Origin of the sequence: Streptomyces sp. NPDC096310 (genome assembly GCF_044763125.1) — a bacterium.
Lineage (GTDB): Bacteria > Actinomycetota > Actinomycetes > Streptomycetales > Streptomycetaceae > Streptomyces.
This window is the reverse complement of record NZ_JBIWFO010000001.1, coordinates 86,271-105,479: the sequence shown is the minus strand read 5'-3', so window position 1 is coordinate 105,479 and position 19,209 is coordinate 86,271. Positions and strand designations below refer to the sequence as shown.

The following is a 19,209-nucleotide window of genomic DNA, read 5'->3' as shown; positions in this document are numbered from 1 at the left end:
GGATCATGCCACCTGCCAGGCACAGTGCCCCACCCGCTATCACGCACCAACTCGTAAGGCTCCGGCCACCACGGCACGTGGCCGGGGGCGTCGAGGGGAAGCTCGCTGATCGTCGCGTCCGCGTGTTCCCACGTGCGCCGGTAGAACCCGGTGATCTGATCGCGGGTCTCGTCCTCGGTCGCCCACATATCGCTGCCGTTGTGGTCCTGCCACCGGGGCAGCGGTTCCGGGGAAGGGCGGTCGAAGACCTCGCCGAAGTACCTGGCCTCGACGGTGGCCACGTGTTTGACTAGGCCGAGGAGGTTGGTCCCGGTCGCCGTCAAAGGACGGCGAGCGTCGTATTCGGACAAGCCGTCAAGTTTCCAGATCAGCGCCTCGCGGTCCCGCCGCAGTCTCCCGTGCAGGTTGCCTTTCGCGAATTCATCGATCATGCGGCATGAGCGTGCCATGGGCTGCTCGTGGTCTCAAGATCCCGTACGCGGTCCAGCAGCCGCTCGACGACCTCATCCACGAGCTTGTCCTCGACCGGTTCGACGGCTGGGATCTCGTTGTGCTTCATGTCCGTCCGTCCCGGCTGGTCAAAGGCCCAGGCCAGAACCCCCGACCAGCCTGTCACATCACGGACTTACACGATCTTTCAGACACACTCCGGCCCCGCATGTAGTGGTCCTCGGGAGAGGAGTGTGGGTGTGCGGGGCCGGAGCTTCAGGAACTGCTCATCGGTGACCCTTGAGTCTCTGATCGGGGTGCACCGTGTGGTGGAGGTTTGTTAGCTGATGGTCTGGTATCCGGTCCAGTCGCCTGCGACGGGGACCTTTGTCTTGCGGTCGGTTCCGAGGTCGAGGTAGGCGATCAGGCTTGATGCGCCGTCGGTTTTGCGGGTGTACCAGATGTCGAAGGCTCCGCTGTGGTCGGCGTCGCCGGGTGAGGTGATGAGGGGGTTGGCGGCGATGGTGAACTGGCTGCCGGCCTGGATCTTGGTGCTGTGGTCGGCGAGGCCGTCTCCGTTGTCGCCGCTGCCGCGGTAGATGAAGATGTCGCCGGTGGTGCGGTCGCGGGCGCCGAGGTCGACGCGGCCGTTGCCGGTGGTGTCGCCGGGGGCGAACAGGTCCATGTTCTTCCAGCCGTCCGTGCCGATGAGGACGGGTTCACGGTCGGTGTCGAGGCGGTTGTCGGGTGCTCCGTAGTAGAGCCACAGGAGGTTGCCGTTGCGGACGAGGAGGTCGGGGTAGCCGGGGATGTCGGGAGTCCCGTCGTTGTCGACGTCGAGGGGGCCGTCGACGTCGCCGATGGCGAGGATGGCGTCGGCGTCGCTCCAGTGGTTGTTCGCGGGGTCGTAGACGGTCAGTTCCTGGCGGTCGGTGGTGTCGCCCTCGCAGTCGGTGCAGGCGAATCCGAAGCCGTTGTTGGGGTGGATCCACAGGCGGTTGGTGCCGGTGGTGGTGTCCGGGCGCAGGGCGATGAGATCTTCGTATCCGTCGCCGGTCCAGTCGCCTCGGTGGGTGATCTTCACCCCGGTCCAGTTGAAGTCGGAGGCGGTCTTGGGGTTGTCGGTGAGGGTGCCGTCTCCTGCGCCGTAGTAGCGGTGGAGGGCGCCGTCCTGGTCGACGGCCCACATGTCGGGGTTGCCGTCGCCGTTGATGTCACTGGGAGTGTCGGCTTGTTTGAGGCCGTTGGCGTAGAAGATGTAGTCGGCGCTGTCGGACTTGTTGCCGGCTTTGTCCAGGCTTCGTGCGTAGAGGTGGTTGGAGCCGGCGGTGGTGGGGGTGAGTTTGACGCTGACGCTTCCTCCTGTGGCGGAGGGAGTTGCGGTGCGTACGGTGAGATCAGTGTCGCTCCAGTACTCGTACTTGGCGACGTCGGTGACGCCTGCGCTGGAGAGGGTGAAGGTTCCTTCGGTGCGTACGGAGCCGGTGTTGGAGGGCCATCCGTCGGTGCCTTCGGGAAACTGGTTCGAGGCGATCACCGGCGGGGTGCTGGGCCGGTTGGGGTCGAAGACGAACCGGCAGCCTGGTTTTCCTGCGGCGGGGGTCCAGTCCGAGGTGGTCTTGCCGTCGTCCGCCCGGGCCTTCCACGAGAAGTTGCCGCTGGCTGTGCCGAGGTACTTGCTGAGGGTGCTTTTGGTGACCTTCAGCTTGGCGACGGTGCCCGAGGTGACGGACACGGTCTGGTTGACGATCATGACGCCGTTGGGGTCGTCGTTGGGGTGGTGCCCGGTGGCCCAGAGGTTGAACTGGACCTTAACGGTGCCGCCGTCCTTGTCGGTGCCCTTGGCGGTGAGGTAGATGTCGGTGTTGCCGATGAGGCCGTAGGGGGCTGTGTCTCCGCAGCCCTTGGAGTTCTTCGTGCTGGGGATGGTGTCGAGGCCTGTGGGCGCGCTGGGGGGTGTGTTGTACTCGGTGGAGAGCACGGCGGACTTGGCGTCGAACTTCTTCCACCCGTACACGTCGGACTCGTTGTTGGCGGCGAGTTCGAAGATGATGGTGTTCCACTTGCCCGAAGCCGCGTCCTTGGCGCCGGAGGTGACGTCGAAGGCGAGGTTGCCTGCGGGGCAGCCCGAGCCCCAGCCCTTGGCGTCGGAGACGCTGTCCAGCTTTTCCCTGCGGGTGGGGCGCTTGTTCCAGGTGGTGGAGGAGTCGATCTCGGTGGTGCGCCAGAGGTCGACCGGCTTGTGGGTGCAGGACCAGGACCAGGTGTTCTTGATCCGGAAGGTCGACTTGACGACCTGCTTGTCCGTGCTCCACAGGTTCTTGGTGTTCATACGGAAGTAGGAGCGGGCCAGGCCGTTGGTCTCATCCTCGTATCCCGCCCGAGCGGTGGACGTGCCGGAGCCGCCCCAGCCGGCTCCGTTGAAGAAGGCACTGTCGGGGTGCTTCTTGTAGGCGATGGTCCACGAGTAGCGGGAACCCTCGACGTAGGGATCGATGTAGACCGGGTACCGGGTGCCCGCACCGGTCATCAGCTCCGTGTCGGGTGTCAATTCCAGTGTGTCGTCTTTGACTTCGACCGGCATGGCTACCTGTTGGGCCCCATGCCCGGGTTCGAACTCGTCGGTGTCCTGGGGAGGGCCGGCCGCATCGTCCGTGGTGCCGGCTGCGGGCCGAGGTGCTGTCCGCGAGGCGGGGACGTTCGTGAGCGTGGTGCTGTCCCACATGCGGGGAGTGGGTGCGGTGAAGAGCTCCTGGCCGCCGGGGTTGACGGCGCTGAGGTTGCCGTGCTCGTCCGCGGTGACGTCGACGCCCTGGCTGGACATGCCGTACGCGATGGTCTTCAAGTCCGGATTGGCCGCCGCCTGAGGCGTCTTGACGACCAGGAGCTGGGCGAAGCCCGAGGCGCCGGCGCGCAACCTCAGGTCCACGTCGGGCAGCACGTCCGGGTAGGTGACGGTGTCGTCCGCGATCAACGGTTCGGGCAAGGGCGTGGGCCAGGACAGGGAGATGCTGCGTCCGTCACGGGTGATGGTGGCCAGTGGCCCCCCGCCGCCACTGGAGAATTCGAGTCCCACGCCGGTGGCCACGGGAGTGATCGTTCCGTCCGGGCCGCGCCGCAGGCTGGTGTCGATGTCCACCAGCCGGTTGCCCTTGCGGGCCCACTGGGCAGTGGCGAACCGTTCCTCGGTGAAGGTTCCTGACGGGTTGGCGAAGACCTGGGACGCCTCGGTGCGCTGCGAGAGCACCTCGACAGGCTCACCGGACTCGGCCGCCCGGGCGAGGGCCTTGGCCTCGGCAGTGGTTTCCGAGACCTCTGACGCTCCCGTCTTTGCCTCAACTGCGTTTACGGGGTACGTGGTTATGAGCACAGTGACCATCGACAGCGCGAGCGCTAGGGCAAGGCCGACACGCCGCGGAGCCGCAAGTTTCGGTCTCTTCCGGTGAACTCTCATCACACTTCCTTTTCGGTTCGCGCACGTCATTTCGCGCACCATATAACCCCGGTCCCCCCGAGGCATGAATGGACCACGGAGCACCACCCTTGGAATCTCTTGCCGAATTGAAGACAAAGAGAATAAAGGGGGTGAAATGTCTCATAAGTTCAATTACCCTCCGTTTTTACCTCTATCGCGACGGTGACTACCTACAGGTCAGGCCGATCCTGTAGATCACTGGGCACCCCCTCCATCTCGGCGCCTTTCGCAGACATGAACGCACCACTTGATTCCACCTCCACCCATCCCCGCCTTTGCATCACCACCGGGGGATCTGCTGTTTACCGTTCCATTACATGCTGCTAGGGTCCCTGACTGATCTTCATACTTGTGAACTTCCCGTGGGGGGAATCGGTGCCAGGTCTATGGGCGAAGCCATTTCGCCGTTCCACGCACACGGTCAACAGACCTGTGCGCGCTGTCCGTTGGGTCGCGCTGTCACTTGTGGCCTACCTGGTGGTAGGTCTGCTCGGAGGCCCGGTGGCTGCCGCGGCCGAGCTGGACCTGCTGAACCTGAAAAAGCCAGACCCGGTCCCTAATTCCGCGGTCGCAAAGCACGCGCTCGCCCGTCCGGACCAAACCGCGCAGCAGTCTGAGAAGAACACGAAGAGTGTCTTGCCGAAGGCTGGCACCACCCGGATGTCGGTGCCGCGGAGCGGGGCGAGCCAGGGCCGTACGGGTTCCCTGCCCGTGCAGTTGGCGCGATCTGCTGCCAAGCGGTCCGGCGCTGAGGGGCCTGAGCAGGTGCAGGTGCAGGTGCTGGATCAGAAGGCAGCACAGGTTCTGGGGGTCGACGGGGTCCTTGTGGCCGTCGAGCCCGTGGGCGGCTCCGCAGGGTCGGTCAGTGTGAAGATCGACTACAGCGGCTTCCGGCATTCTTTCGGCGGCGACTGGGCATCGCGCTTGACACTGCAGCAACTGCCTGCCTGTGCCCTGACCACGCCGCAGGCCAAGGGATGCGGCAGGGGCAAAATGCTGCCAACGGTCAATGACACCAAGCAGGCAAGCGTGTCAGCCCCGGTCACCCTTCCTGCTGCGGCTCCCGGAAACAAGCAGGAGACCACTCCGGTCGGCAGGGCCGCTGCCTCCGAGCGCTCGGCCACGGGACTGTCGGCAAGCAGGCAGTCCGTCCTTCTGGCGGTCACGGCGGCCGCGTCCGGCGCGTCCGGCGATTTCAAGGCCACCTCGCTCGCCCCGTCGGCCTCCTGGTCGGCCGGTGGAAGCAACGGTGGTTTCGCCTGGACCTACGATATCAACGCCCCCGAGGTGCCCGGCGGGCTGCAGCCCGATGTGTCTTTGTCCTACTCTTCCCAGTCAGTGGACGGCCGCACGGCGGCGACCAACAACCAGGCGAACTGGATCGGTGACGGCTGGTCCATGGAGCCCGGCTACATCGAGCGCCGGTACATCGCCTGCACCGACGACACCAAGAGCAGCAACGCCACCGGCAAGGTCGGTGACCAGTGCTGGAAGAAGGACAACGCCGTCCTCAATCTCGGCGGGCAGACCACCGTGCTCGTCAAGGACGACTCCGTCAAGGACGATCCCGAGGGCGAGTGGCATCTGGAGGGCGACGACGGCACCAAGGCGGTCAAGCTCACCAGTAGCGGCCGGGGCAACGGCGACAACGATGGAGAGTACTGGCGGGTGACGACTCCCGACGGCACCCGTTACTACTTCGGCTACAACCGGCTGCCCGGATGGGTCGAGGGCAAGCCGGAGACCAACTCCACCTGGACCGTGCCGGTCTTCGGCAACCAGAGCGGTGAGCCCTGCCACGCCACCGCATTCAAGGACTCCTGGTGCCAGCAGGCCTGGCGCTGGAACCTCGACTACGTCGTGGACCCGCACTCCGACGCCATGGCCTACTACTGGGAGAAGGAGACCAACTCCTACGGCCGCAACGTCAACGACACCACCGGCGCATCCACCGCCACCAGCTACACGCGCGGGGGCTACCTCAAGAGCATCGAGTACGGCCTGCGTTCGAACACCATGTACGGCAAGAAGGCCGCCGGCAAGGTCGACTTCACCGTCGCCGAGCGCTGCCTGAGCAACTGCGGCACCTTCGACAAGACCAACGCGAAGAACTGGCCCGACGTACCGTTCGACCAGTACTGCGCCTCAGACACCGAATGCAAGGACCGCTACTCGCCCTCGTACTGGAGCCGCAAGCGGCTCACCCAGGTCGACACCTCGGTCCTGACCGGTGGCGCCTACCAGGCCGTCGACACGTGGAAGCTGGCCCACGACTTTCCTTCCACCGGTGACGGCACCGACCCCGCCCTCTGGCTGAAGTCGATCACCCACACCGGCCACACCGGAACCGGCGACGTCACGCTGCCCGCGGTCACCTTCAAGGGCCAGCAACTGGCCAACCGCGTCGAAGGAGCCACCACCGGCGGCAACGCCGACCCCATACCACCCCTCGTACGCTACCGCGTCTACGGCATCGACACCGAGACCGGCGGCACCATCGGCATCACCTACTCGGCCGCCGACTGCAAAGCCGGTGACGTCCCCTCCCCCGCCTCGAACACCCGCCGCTGCTATCCCGTCATGTGGTCCCCTCCGGACGCACCTGCAGCCGACTACGAGCCCTACCTGGACTGGTTCCACTCCTACGTGGTCACCCAAGTCCTGGAGTCCGACAACACCGGCGGAGCACCGGTCAAGCAGACCGACTACTCCTACCTCGACGGTCTGGCCTGGACCAAGTCCAAGGACGACGAGTTCACCAAGGTCAAGCACCTCACCTACGACGACCGCAAGGGCTACGGACGCCTGCAGGTCCGCACCGGCGCAGGCGCCGACAAGCGGACGCTGAAGGAGTACCGCTACTTCCGCGGTATCGACGGCGCCCAGGTCAAGGACCAGGAAGGTATCGCCGTCACCGACCGTCCTCCCTTTGCCGGGATGACCCGGGAAGAGGCGACGTTCGACGGAGACAGCGGCAAGCTGATCGCCGCGACGAGCTACGAGCCGTGGATGTCGGCTGCCACCGCGACCGAGTCCCGTTCGGAGGGGCTGCCCGCGGTGAAGGCGTACGCCACCGGCATCACCTCGGAGAAGACCCGAACCGCAGTGGACGCCGCCTGGCGGAACACGAAGACGGAGCGCACCTTCGACACCTACGGCCAGGTCCTCACCGAGTCCCGGCTCGGTGACACCGCGAAGACCGGTGACGAGGAGTGCACCACCACCAGCTACGCGCAGAACACCGAGAAGAACCTGCTGACGCTGCCGGCCGAGGTCAAGGCGGTCGCGAAGGCCTGCGACACCACGCCGTCGCTGCCCGCCGATCTGATCTCGCTGGCGCGGTACTACTACGACGACGCCACCAGCATCACCACCCCTCCGGCAAAGGGGGACGAGACCCGTCTCGACGAGCAGGACGCGGTCGGCACCGGCTACCTGACCACCGCCACCACCAGCTACGACCAACACGGCCGGGAACTCACCACCGCAGACGCCGACGGCAACAAGACCACCACCGCCTACACCCCGGCCACCATCGAACCCCCGACATCGAAGCGCGAGACGAACGCTCTGGGCCACACGGCGACGGTGGAGTACGACCCCGCACGAGGCGTCGCCGCCGCCAACGTGGACGCCAACGGCAAACGGACCGAGGCCGTACGCGACGGACTGGGCCGCGTGCTGAAGGTATGGAACCCCGGCTGGCCCAAAGCCGATCACGCCGCCCAGCCTTCCGCAGAATTCACTTACACGATCTCCAAGACCGTCGCCAACTCCGTTGCGGCCAAGACCCTGGAGTTCGACGGCACCTACTCCACCTCTTACACCCTCTACGACGGTCTGCTGCGGGAAAGGGAAACCCAGGCCCCGGCCATCGGCACCAAGGACAGCGTCATCACCGAGACGCTGTACGACACCCGTGGCTTCACCTGGAAGACCTACTCCCCCTACTACGCCACCGGCGCACCCTCGAAGTCCCTGGTGACCGGCACCGACAACAAGATCCCCGCCGCCACCGAGAACCTCTACGACGGGGCCGGCCGGGTCACCGCCGCGATCTCCCGCACGTTCGGCGACGAGGAGTGGCGCACCAGCAGCGTCTACGACGGTGACCGGACCACGGTGATACCGCCCAAGGGCGGTACCGCCACCACGGTCGTCACCGACGCCCGCGGCCGGACCACAGAACGGCTCGAATACACCAACACGCAGCGCACGACGTCGCAGAAGACCAGCTATACGTACGGCAAGTACAACGAGCCCACCGCGGTGACCGACCCGGCCGGCAACACCTGGACCTACACCTTCGACAACCGCGGCCAGCAGACCAGGACCGACGACCCCGACAAGGGCGCCACGACCACGGTCTACGACAAGCTCGGCCAGGCCACCTCGACCACCGATGCCCGTGGCATCACCCTGACCACCAGTTACGACCCGCTGGGCCGTCAGATTGATGCCAAGCAGGGCAGCACGGTCCTGGCGAAGTGGACCTACGACACCATCGCCAAGGGCCAGCCGGCCAGCAGCAGCCGCTTCATCGCCGGCAAGGAGTACCGCACTGCCACGGACTCCTACAACGACAGCTACGAGCCCCTCTCCAGCACCCTCACCGTCCCCGCCGAGGCGGGAACGCTCGCGGGCACGTACACGTGGACGTTCGGCTACAACACGTACACTGGCCAGCAGGAATGGATCAAGCACCCCGCCGTGGGTGATCTGCCGAGCGAGCGCCAGACCACCGTCTACAGCGAGGGCAACCTCCCCCAGAAGACCACCGCCGGATCCATCACCCTGGTCAACTCCACCGCCCATGATGTCTTCTCACGGCCCGTGCGCACCGAATACGGAACGCTCGGCAAGAAGGTCTACAGGTCCCAGGTCTACGACGAGCACACCGGCCGGATGACCCGCCAGACCACCGACCGCGACCTCGCCCCCCAGCGCATCGACGACACCACCTACGCCTACGACCCCGCAGGTAACGTCACCGGCATCACTACCGCCAGCGGCCAGGACACTGCCAAGACCGTCGACACCCAGTGCTTCACCACCGACATCCTGGGCCGGCTCGGCGAAGCATGGACCGCCAAGACCAACTGCGCCACGGCCCCCACGACGGCCACCGTCGGCGGACCGGACGCCTACTGGCAGACCTACAGCTACGACACCCTCGGCAACCGCACCAAACTCGTCGACCACGCCACCAGCACACAAACCAGCACGGACGCCACCACCACCTACACACATCCCGCAGCCAAGACCGGCCTGCCTCACGCCGTACAGCAGGCCAGTGTCCAGGGCGGCGCCAACAACGGGCAGACAAGCAGCTTCACCTACGACAAGGCAGGCAACACCACCCAACGCGCTGTCGGAACCCGGACCCAGAAACTGACCTGGGACTCCGAAGGACACCTCGCCACCCTCACCGAAGCCGGCAAGACCACCAGCTACCTCTACGACGCCGACGGCAACCGCATGATCACCAAGGACGCCGACGGCAGCCAGACCCTCACCCTCCCCGGCGGCAACGAACTCAAAGCCACCAGCACGGGAACCAAGGAAGCCGTCCGCTACTACACCCACGGCAGCGAAACCGTCGCCGTCCGCACCAGCAAGGGCTTCTCCTTCCTCCTCCCCGACCACCAGGGCACCGCGATGGCCGCGATCGCCATGACCAGCCTCGCCGTCACCCGCCGCAAACAGCTCCCCTTCGGCCAGACCCGCACCGAACAGGCCGAACAGTTCCCCGGCACCCGCGGCTTCGTCGGCGGCACCAACGACCCCACCGGCCTCACCCACCTCGGCGCCCGAGAATACGACCCGGCCCTGGGCCGCTTCCTCTCCGTCGACCCCGTCATCGACATCAACACACCCGCCCAGATGAACGCCTACAGCTACGCCCACAACAACCCCATCACCCAATCCGACCCCACCGGCCTCTGCCCAGCCGACCTCTGCGGCAACGGCTACCCCATCGGCGGAACCGGCACCAGCAAAAACAACCCCACCCGCTACGTCACCAACGCCTCCACCGGCAACCGCTACGAACTCGGCCCATATATCAATAAAAGCGGCAAAGCCATCAGCACCTCGGGCTACAAATCACCCCAGCAAGCCAAAGCCCAAGCCGCAGCCAATGCAGCCGTCCAAGCACAAGCCGCGGCACAGGCAAGAGCCAAGGCGGCAGCACAGGCTCAAGCAGCCAAAGCTGCCCGACAAAAAGCAGAAGCGGAACGACGCAAAAAGGATGGAATCTTCGGAAGCATAAACCGGAGAATCAATTCGACGGTTTCCAAAGTTACCAGCAATAGATTTCTAACACAGACAGCAGCTAACATCGGTGTAGGCACGCTGGCAGGCCTCGCAGCCGTTGCCGCATGCGCGGGAACCGCTGGACTGGGATGCGTCGTAATTGCTGGAGCAGTGACTGCAGCGCTAATCGGCACACCGACCAATCTAGCCATAGACAAAGCATACGGACATCAAACCACAGGGCCAGAATCGGTCGGATATCTGGCTGGCTCCCTGACCCGAGGAGGCTTCCAAGGGGCATTCAGGCAACTGACAGGCAAGGGTCCGGCAGGCTATTATATAGGGCAAATCTGGGGAAAAATCCGCAGGTGAAACCACCAATTAGCACTTCAAGGGTTCCTTACGCGAGGCACCCTGCACGGAAACCACAAAACAGAGCCTTTCTGGAATAGGACTGGGTTCGCCGTCGGCTCCGCACCGAAAATAACGCGCGGAGCCGACGGCGAACATTCCGGGGTTGAGGAAGATTTGAGATTCAAAATCGCACGAAAACTTCATTCGTCATTGCTGGAATACTCGGAGCCAGCACGAGAGGAGCGTTGCTACGCCTCCGCGGAAACCCCTATCGGGATAGTAAGTCTGATTCGCTCCCCGTCCAGAGGTAAATCACCGGACGCACTGGCAAACAAGCATGAGGACTGGAGGCTTCTTCTCAATGGAGAGATTCGGATGACGATCGAGGAAATCGCAGCCCCTGGCTATCCAGCAAGAAGCCGCCTGAGAAGCGGAGTCAATGGAACCATCGACGGAAACCGTTGCCAGATAAGGGCCGGCGGGGGCCTGCGGCCGAGCAAAAGACTCTTCGAGGTAAAGCTCTCCGACTCGTCAGCGATCAGATTTCACACAAACGGAACTAGTATCAAACTAGAGGGAGCGGACGGGCGCACCGCAGGAAAAAGGTCAGTTGGACATTGGGAGATGAACCCCCAAAAATCTCCGGAGTTCTTCACTGTTTGCCTGTTCGAGATCGGAGACTTCGATTACTTCCTTTCCTCTCCCCTACTGACCATCTTCTGACTGTCGAAAATACAGGCGTCCGGGCGGGATGTGGCTCAACTCAAGCAGCGACTGGAGGACACCGACTACATCCACCCCAGGAGAAGGTCGTCGGGATAGCGAAGGAAGCGATGGAAGCCGCCAAGACCGCACGCGATGTCCGACGGTCGGCCCTGCCACCGGGAAGCCGACAGCCACCTACGAGGCGTGGGATGCGGCGTGGATCGAGGCCACCGTGGCGCGGGCGCACGCCGCCTCCCGCGCCTGGGCCCGCGTCCCCGGTGCCGAACGCGCCGAAAGCGCGGCGCGGCTCGCGCGCACCCTGCGCGAGAACGCCGCTCTCCTCGCCGGCCTGGCCGTGGCCGGGGTCCCGCCGCAGTCTCCCGTGCAGGTTGTCTTTCGCGAATTCATCGATCATGCGGCATGAGCGTGCCATGGGCTGCTCGTGGTCTCAAGATCTCGTACGTGGTCCGCAACGACCGGCAAGAATCGCTCTTCGTGTACGTACCCGTACGCCAGTTCATAATTTCCGCCATAAATTTGCCTCTCTAAACAGATTCCATCTGCTCGAAGTGGTGGCTGGCGTTCAGAATCAGGTCTCTCGCCGCCTTTCCGTACATCGCTGATCGCTTCAGGGTGGCGAAAGCCTTGCCATAAAGCGCGATCTCCCGAGGTTGAGTCACGGAGAATTCGGCGGAGTAGGTCTCGACGAGGACAAGCTTGTCGTCGAATATTGAAAAGAGTTGCCGGGCCAGATGCTCAGTGGAGCGGAGCGAGGGATGAAGCCCAGGCTGAGCCGTGGGAGCCCTATGACCGCCAGCAGGCGGTCCAGCTGTCCTCTCATCACCTCCGGACCGCCGAAGTTGGAGTACAGGGCCTGCTCGGCGAGCAGGACGTTGAAAATGCGGTTGCCCTGGGTCAGGTACCTCTGTCGTTCGAGCCGCTTGGCCGTGGCCACTTCGGTATCGTCCGGGATCTCGAAGAACTCGATGACTTGCTTGAACGTCTCCGCGGCGTACTCCGCGGTCTGGAGAGTCCCCCAGATGAGGGTCGGGTGCCAGACCCGGAAGACCTTGGTCTTGGAGTAGACCGGCAGAGCCTTGGCCTGGCGCTTCTCAGCACCGTCCTGGAACTGTCGGCGCCACTCCAGCCACAGTTCGTCGATGTGGCGGACCGTGGCAATCAGGTCGGCAACCTGCTCCTGGGTGTTCGTCCTCTCACACCAGGTGCGTATGCCAGCTTCGCTGGCAGCCTGCTTGCCGTTCTCGATCCGGGAGACCTTCGACTTGCCACCTGGTGGCAGCAGCGAATGCCCGGCCGCTGGAGAACCCCGCGTCCTTGCGGAATCCCCGCAGCCGAGCACCCAACGCTGCCCGTGCTTCCTGTGCTGGGAGATCGGCCCCGGTCTCCACCTGATGGTCGACCTCCTCGTCACGGACCTCGTGATCGTCAACAGCGGCGCCGACGGTGGCGGCTCGGCCTCACGGCTCCCAGGCGTCGTGGTCATGAGCCCTGGCGATAAGTGGGGTGTCCTCGACTACGCGATGTGTCTCGTCCACGAGGCGATGCACCTGAACCTCTTCGTGGGCGACATGGTGTACGGGACCTTCGCCCTGTCCTCGCGTGAACTCGATGCGGACCGGTTCCGCGCCCTGTCGGCGGTGAAGATCGGCCGGCGCAGGCCACTCGACAAGGCGTTCCACGCCGCCGTCGTGACCGTGCCCCTGATGTTCATGGAGCACCACCAGGACAGGACGACTCTCGTAGACCTCTACACGGCTTCGCTCCGGGACGCGTGCGCGGACCTGAAGAAGCAGCGCGAGCACTTCACCGCGTACGGGCGGATGTTGCTCGATGAGCTGTGTGCCTTCGGCGAGAGCATCGACTTCGAGGTGGTAGCCCGCACAATCTCCAGTCCGGAGTACGCGGGCTACCTGCCGGTCGCTGCTTGACGGCCTACGGCTCGAACAGGATTCCCGCTTCGCGGGCAAGGCTCAGGGCCAGCTCCATCGACCCTGGGCCTTGCACCGTCGCCCCCTTGAGACTGGCGCCGCCGCCTACGTCGATGAGGGTGCAATTCTCGAAGCGGACGACGCCCGTTTTGGCGTTTGCGAACTGCGCTCCGGTGAGGTCGCAGTTTTCGAAGCGCACGTTGTTCATTTCGGCTGCCTGAAAGTCGGCTCCGATCATTTTGCAATCACTGAATACGACGCTGTAGAGCTTCATGTGCCGGTACATCGCAGGGCTGATCTGACACCCTTCGATGCGCACGTCACGGAACGTTCCGGATTTCCATGAGGCTCCGGTGATGCGGCTTCCGGTGATGTGACAGCGGATGAGCGAGACGTCCTGCGTGACCAGCTGGGCGAAGTCGCAGGTCTCGAACCGCGAGTCGCTGAACTGGGTTTGCCGCAGGTCAGTGCCGGTGAAGCGGACACTCTCGAAGCTGCACCCCTCGGCTTCGAGGGCTTCGACCGAGAGGCCGACGAGGCTGGTCCCGTCGTACCTCACCCCCCTGATGACCGCATCGTGTTCGAAGTTGTCACGGGGCATCTCCGCCAATCGCGGATTTGCCGAAAACTTGGGCGCTACGGGGTTCTTGACTCGCGCGTTCCTCGCGCCCTTCCAAGCAATCTGAGCCATGCGGTTAATCCATTCCCGGGGTTCCTGAGACGCGGCCCAGTCTAAGGGAAAATGCCGCCCACCCTTGCCGGTCAACCCACTTCAAAGTGAATCCGAATCCGTGACACTCGGAAAGGAGGGGATCTCAGCGGCTCCTCCCCGCCCGTCACATACCGGCGGCGGAACCGATCCGGCGCCGCGGTGTCCGCGTCGCGTCGTGGTGGATCGGCGTACGCGCGCCCGTCAGGGAGGCGCCGCTGCCGCCGCGCCGGGCGGCGACGATCTCCGCCGCGATGGAGAGCGCGGTCTCCTCGGGTGTACGGGCGCCGAGGTCCAGGCCGATCGGCGAGTGCAGCCCGGCCAGTTCGGCGCCGGTGAGACCGGCCTCGCGCAGCCGCCGCTCACGGTCCTCGTGGGTCCGCCGCGACCCCATCGCGCCGACGAAGGCGACGGGCAGCCGCAACGCCACCTCCAGCAGCGGCACATCGAACTTGGCGTCGTGCGTGAGCACGCAGAGCACCGTACGACCGTCGACGGCGGTCCCGGCCAGATAGCGGTGCGGCCAGTCCACCACGACCTCGTCGGCGGCGGGAAAGCGGGCGCGCGTGGCGAAGACGGGCCGTGCGTCGCAGACCGTCACGTGGTAGCCGAGGAACTTGCCCGCGGCGACCAGCGCGGCGGCGAAGTCGACGGCCCCGAAGACGATCATGCGTGGGGGTTCGGCGCACGTCTCGACCAGCAGCGTCAGCGGCCGTCCGCACCGCGATCCCCGTTCGCCGATCAGGACCTGGCCCGTACCGCCGGTGTCCAGCAGGGCGCGCGCCTCCTCGGCCACCGTACGGTCCAGGTCCCGATGGCCGCCGAAGCCGCCCTCGTACGAGCCGTCGGGGCGTACGAGCAGGGCCCGGCCGAGGAGTTCGGCCGGGCCCTCGGTGATCCGTGCGAGCGCCGTGGGCTCCCCGTGCGCGGCGGCGGCGAGGGCTCCGGCGAGCACCGCGCCGAGCGGGGTGCCGGGCCGGAGCGGGGTCACCAGGACGTCGATGGAGCCGCCGCAGGTGAGTCCGGCGGCGAAGGCGTCGTCGTCGCTGTGGCCGAACCGCTCCAGGACCGTGCCGCCGTCGCGGAGCACGCCCCGGCACAGCTCGTACACGGCGCCCTCCACACAGCCGCCGGAGACCGAGCCGATCGCCGCGCCGTCGCCGTCGACGGCGAGCGCGGCCCCCGGCTGCCGGGGCGCGCTGCCGCCGACGCCCACCACCGTGGCGACGGCGATGTCACGGCCCTGCCCGACCCACCGGTGCAGCTCCTTCGCGATGTCCAGCATGTCGGTCTCCTCAGGTGATCGAGTGCCGGTGGCGGTCAGGTGCGTGACGGTCAGGTGCGCGTGACGGTCAGGTGCCGGTGAGGTGTTCCGGCCGTACGGGCGTCCGGTTCAGCTCCAGACCCGTCGCCGCCCTGATCGCGGCGAGCACCGCGGGTGTGGACGAGAGGGTCGGCGCCTCGCCGACGCCGCGCAGTCCGTACGGCGCGTGGTCGTCGGCCAGTTCCAGGATGTCGACGGGCATGGTCGGCGTGTCGAGGATCGTGGGGATCAGGTAGTCGGTGAAGGACGGGTTGCGCACCTTCGCCGTGACGGGGTCCACGATGATCTCCTCCATCACCGCGACGCCCAGGCCCTGGGTGGAGCCGCCGTGGATCTGGCCGAGGACGGAGAGCGGGTTGAGCGCCTTGCCGACGTCCTGCGCGACGGCCAGTTCGACCACCTTGACCAGCCCGAGTTCCGTGTCGACCTCCACCACGGCGCGGTGCGCGGCGAACGAGTACTGGACATGGCCGTCGCCCTGTCCCGTACGGAGGTCGAACGCCTCGGTCGGGCGGTGCCGCCACTCCCGCTCCACCTCGACCGCCTCGTCCCCCAGGACGTCCACCAGGTCGGCCAGCACCTCGCCGCCGTCGGTGACGACCTTGCCGCCTTCGAGCAGCAGCTCAGCCGTGGCCCAGGCCGGGTGGTACGTGCCGAATCTGCGCCGGCCGATCTCCAGGACCCGTTCCCTGACGTGCTCGCAGGAGTTCTTGACGGCGCCGCCGGTGACATAGGTCTGCCGGGAGGCGGAGGTGGAGCCCGCCGAGCCGACCCGGGTGTCCGCCGGGACGATGGTCACCTGTGCGACGCCCAGTTCGGTACGGGCGATCTGCGCGTGGACGGTGACCCCGCCCTGCCCGACCTCGGCCATCGCTGTGTGCACGGCGGCGACGGCCACCCCGCCCACCACTTCGAGCCGTACCCGCGCGGTGGAGTAGTCGTCGAAGCCCTCCGAGAAGCCGACGTTCTTGATGCCGACCGCGTAGCCGACGCCGCGGACCACGCCCTCGCCGTGCGTGGTGTTCGACAGGCCGCCGGGCAGCGCCCGTACGTCCGCCTCCTCGCCCGCGAGGAGCCACTGACGCTCGGGCGGCAGCGGCCGGGCCTTGACACGGCGCAGCAGTTCAGCGACGGGCGCCGGGGAGTCGACGCGCTGGCCGGTCGGCAGCAGGGTGCCCTGCTCCATGGCGTTGATCCGGCGGAACTCCACCGGGTCCATGCCGAGCGCGGCGGCCACCTTGTCCATCTGCGCCTCGTACGCGAAGCACGCCTGGACGGCGCCGAAGCCGCGCATCGCGCCGCAGGGCGGGTTGTTGGTGTAGAGGGCGAGGGCTTCGATGTCGACGTCGTCCACGGCGTACGGTCCCGCGGACAGGGAGGCCGCGTTGCCGACGACGGCCGGGGAGGACGAGGCGTACGCGCCGCCGTCGAGCACGATCCGGCACTTCATGTGGGTGAGCTTGCCGTCGCGGGTCGCGCCGTGCTCGTAGTGGAGCCTGGCGGGGTGGCGGTGGACATGGCCGAAGAAGGACTCGAAGCGGTTGTAGACGATTTTCACCGGCCTGCCGGTGCGCAGCGCGAGCAGACAGGCGTGGATCTGCATCGAGATGTCCTCACGGCCGCCGAAGGCCCCGCCGACGCCCGAGAGCGTCATCCGGACCTTGTCCTCGGGCAGGCCGAGGACGGGCGCCATCTGGGCGAGGTCGGCGTGCAGCCACTGGGTGGCGACGTAGAGGTCGACGCCGCCGTCCTCGGCGGGTACGGCGAGGCCGGACTCCGGCCCCAGGAACGCCTGGTCCTGCATGCCGAAGACGTAGTCGCCGGTGATGATCACATCGGCGCGCCCGGCGGCCAGCGCGGCGTCGCCGCGCACGACGGGCTGGCGGTGCAGGACGTTGGGGTGCGGGACATGGCCCGCGTAGTGGTCGGCGCGGTGCTCGTGGATCAGCGGGGCGCCGGGGCCGGTCGCGGACGCCTCGTCGGTGACGACGGGCAGTTCGGCGTAGTCGACCCTGATCTTCGCGGCGGCGCGGCGGGCGGTCTCCGGGTGGTCGGCGGCGACGAGGGCGACCGGCTCGCCGTGGTGGCGGACCTTGCCGTGGGCGAGGACGGGGGTGTCCTTGATCTCCAGGCCGTAGTGCTTGACGGCGGCGGGGAGGTCCTCGTACGTCAGCACGGCGTGGACGCCGGGGGTGGCCAGGGCCTCGGAGATGTCGAGGGAGCGGATCTCGGCGTGGGCGACGGTGGAGCGCAGGGTGTGGCCCCAGAGCATGTCCTCGTGCCACAGGTCGGAGGCGTACGCGAACTCGCCGGTGACCTTGAGGGTGCCGTCGGGGCGGAGGGTCGACTCGCCGATGCCGCCGCGGGTCCTGGAGCCCTGGGTGAGGCTGGTGGGTATGCCGGTGGTGGTCATGTCCTTCACACCGCCTCGTCCTGGCGGGCGGCCTGCCGGGCGGCCGCGAGGCGGACCGCGTCCAGGATCTTCTCGTACCCCGTGCAGCGGCAGAGATTGCCGGAGAGGGCTTCTCTGATGTCCCCGTCGCTCGGGGAGGGGTTGCGCTCCAGCATCTCGTCGGCGGCGACCAGCAGGCCGGGGGTGCAGAAGCCGCACTGAACCGCGCCCGCGTCGACGAACGCCCGCTGGACGGGAGAGAGTTCGCCGGATCCGGGCGTCTCGTCGACGCCGGATCCGGAGGTCCCGTCAAGGTTGGCCCCGGATGTCTTGTCGGCGCCGGAGCGTGCCCTGGCGTGGTCCGCCAGGCCCTCGACGGTGAGGATGTCCCGCCCCTCGGCCTGCCCGGCCGCCACCAGGCAGGCGCAGACCGGGACGCCGTCGAGCCGTACCGTACAAGAACCGCATTCACCCTGTTCACAGGCGTTCTTGGAGCCCGGCAGGCCCATCCGTTCGCGCAGCACGTAGAGCAGGCTCTCGCCCTCCCAGACGTCGTCCGCCGTCTGTTCGCGCCCGTTGACCGTGAATTGGACACGCATGGTCACGCAGCTCCTTCGAGTCCGCCGGGGCCGTGGCCGGAGGCCCGGTACCGTTCCCAGACCCAGCCGAGCTGGCGGCGGGCCAGGACGCCGACCGCGCGCCGCCGGTACGCGGCGGTGCCTCGGACGTCGTCGATCGGGTCGCAGGCCGCCGCGGCGAGGTCGGCGAACTGCTTCGCCACCGACGGTGTGATGGCCTTTCCGCTGTCCCAGAAGCCGCCCTCGTCGAGCGCCGCGTTCAGGAAGAGTTCGGCGTCGCGGGCCCTGACGGGGGTGGGCGCGGCGGAGCCGATGCCCGTTCCGACCGTACGGGTCTTCGGGTGCAGCGCCAGTCCGAAGGCGCAGACGGCGATGACCATCGCGTTGCGCGTGCCGACCTTGGAGTACTGCTGCGGCCCGTCGGCCTTCTTGATGTGGACGGCCCTGATGAGTTCGTCGGGCGCGAGCGCGTTGCGCTTCACCCCGGTGTAGAAGGCGTCGATCGGGATGCGCCGGGAGCCGCGTACGGACTCCGCCTCCACCTCGGCGCCCGCCGCCAGCAGCGCCGGGTGCGCGTCGCCCGCCGGGGAGGCGGTGCCGAGGTTGCCGCCGACGCCGCCGCGGTTGCGGATCTGCGGGGAGGCGACGGTGTGCGAGGCGAGCGCGAGGCCGGGCAGCTCGGCGCGCAGATGCTCCATGATGTGCGTGTACGGGACGGAGGCGCCCAGCGCGACCTCGTCGGCGCCGACCTCCCAGTCGCGCAGTGCGTCGATCCGGTTCAGGTCCAGGAGCTGGTCCGGTCGCCGGTGGTCGAAGTTGATCTCGACCATGATGTCGGTGCCGCCCGCTATGGGGACGGCGCCGGGGTGCTCGGCCTTGGCGGCGAGCGCCTCCTCCCAGCTTCCGGGGCGAAGGAAGTCCATGAACGGCTCTCTTCCCGATCGTCGCGATCGTGGTCGCCGGGGCCGGGACCGGCTGGGGGCGGGGCCGGGGACGGAGCCGGGGCGGCCGGTCCTCGCACAGGGATGACGGATGAGTG

General features: G+C 66.8%; 12 protein-coding genes and 1 pseudogene. 4 read left to right on the top strand and 9 right to left on the bottom strand.

Annotated elements, in window-relative coordinates; all coding sequences use genetic code 11:
- Positions 1–53: 53 nt before the first annotated feature.
- From ACIQ7D_RS00430 to ACIQ7D_RS00420, 3 genes and pseudogenes are all read right to left on the bottom strand, one after another.
- Positions 54–431 (bottom strand): annotated as a pseudogene (locus tag ACIQ7D_RS00430) (DinB family protein); the annotation flags it as partial.
- Positions 428–559: a hypothetical protein gene (locus ACIQ7D_RS00425; RefSeq protein WP_403931707.1), complete on the bottom strand. Its 132-nt coding sequence runs from the start codon at positions 557–559 to the stop codon at positions 428–430. The gene ACIQ7D_RS00425 and the pseudogene ACIQ7D_RS00430, both read right to left, overlap by 4 nt.
- A gap of 210 nt (positions 560–769) precedes the next feature.
- Positions 770–3,883, bottom strand: coding sequence for an FG-GAP-like repeat-containing protein (locus ACIQ7D_RS00420; RefSeq protein ID WP_403931705.1), 3,114 nt, complete (start codon positions 3,881–3,883; stop codon positions 770–772).
- A gap of 798 nt (positions 3,884–4,681) precedes the next feature.
- Between ACIQ7D_RS00420 and ACIQ7D_RS00415 the strand changes: the two genes are divergently transcribed.
- The 3 genes from ACIQ7D_RS00415 (at position 4,682) to ACIQ7D_RS00405 (ending at position 11,642) form a co-directional block, all read left to right on the top strand.
- Positions 4,682–10,531, top strand: a complete 5,850-nt coding sequence (locus ACIQ7D_RS00415) for an RHS repeat domain-containing protein (RefSeq protein WP_403933721.1) — start codon at positions 4,682–4,684, stop codon at positions 10,529–10,531.
- A gap of 357 nt (positions 10,532–10,888) precedes the next feature.
- Positions 10,889–11,236, top strand: coding sequence for a hypothetical protein (locus tag ACIQ7D_RS00410; protein WP_403931703.1), 348 nt, complete (start codon positions 10,889–10,891; stop codon positions 11,234–11,236).
- 28 nt (positions 11,237–11,264) lie between these two features.
- Entirely contained in the window at positions 11,265–11,642 is a 378-nt protein-coding gene (locus tag ACIQ7D_RS00405; RefSeq protein ID WP_403931700.1) for an aldehyde dehydrogenase family protein, read from the top strand.
- A 252-nt stretch (positions 11,643–11,894) separates the two neighbouring features.
- Here the strand turns inward: ACIQ7D_RS00405 and ACIQ7D_RS00400 are convergent, their stop codons facing one another.
- Positions 11,895–12,722 (bottom strand): Scr1 family TA system antitoxin-like transcriptional regulator, encoded by an 828-nt coding sequence (locus tag ACIQ7D_RS00400; protein WP_403931699.1) that lies wholly within the window; start codon positions 12,720–12,722, stop codon positions 11,895–11,897.
- On the opposite strand from ACIQ7D_RS00400, the gene ACIQ7D_RS00395 reads away from it, so the two are divergent.
- Positions 12,631–13,167, top strand: coding sequence for an aKG-HExxH-type peptide beta-hydroxylase (locus ACIQ7D_RS00395; protein WP_403931697.1), 537 nt, complete (start codon positions 12,631–12,633; stop codon positions 13,165–13,167). The genes ACIQ7D_RS00400 and ACIQ7D_RS00395 overlap by 92 nt on opposite strands.
- Positions 13,168–13,171: 4 nt before the next feature.
- Here ACIQ7D_RS00395 and ACIQ7D_RS00390 read toward each other — a convergent pair whose 3' ends face one another.
- The 5 genes from ACIQ7D_RS00390 to ACIQ7D_RS00370 all read right to left on the bottom strand — a co-directional run bounded on the left by ACIQ7D_RS00390 (position 13,172) and on the right by ACIQ7D_RS00370 (position 19,093).
- Positions 13,172–13,858, bottom strand: a complete 687-nt coding sequence (locus tag ACIQ7D_RS00390) for a pentapeptide repeat-containing protein (RefSeq protein WP_403931694.1) — start codon at positions 13,856–13,858, stop codon at positions 13,172–13,174.
- A gap of 145 nt (positions 13,859–14,003) precedes the next feature.
- Positions 14,004–15,161 (bottom strand): XdhC family protein, encoded by a 1,158-nt coding sequence (locus ACIQ7D_RS00385; protein WP_403931691.1) that lies wholly within the window; start codon positions 15,159–15,161, stop codon positions 14,004–14,006.
- A gap of 67 nt (positions 15,162–15,228) precedes the next feature.
- Entirely contained in the window at positions 15,229–17,613 is a 2,385-nt protein-coding gene (locus tag ACIQ7D_RS00380; RefSeq protein WP_403933720.1) for a xanthine dehydrogenase family protein molybdopterin-binding subunit, read from the bottom strand.
- Positions 17,614–17,618: 5 nt separating this feature from the next.
- Entirely contained in the window at positions 17,619–18,191 is a 573-nt protein-coding gene (locus tag ACIQ7D_RS00375) for a (2Fe-2S)-binding protein (RefSeq protein ID WP_403931687.1), read from the bottom strand.
- Between the two features lie 2 nt (positions 18,192–18,193).
- Entirely contained in the window at positions 18,194–19,093 is a 900-nt protein-coding gene (locus ACIQ7D_RS00370; RefSeq protein ID WP_403931685.1) for an FAD binding domain-containing protein, read from the bottom strand.
- Between the last annotated feature and the right edge of the window lie 116 nt (positions 19,094–19,209).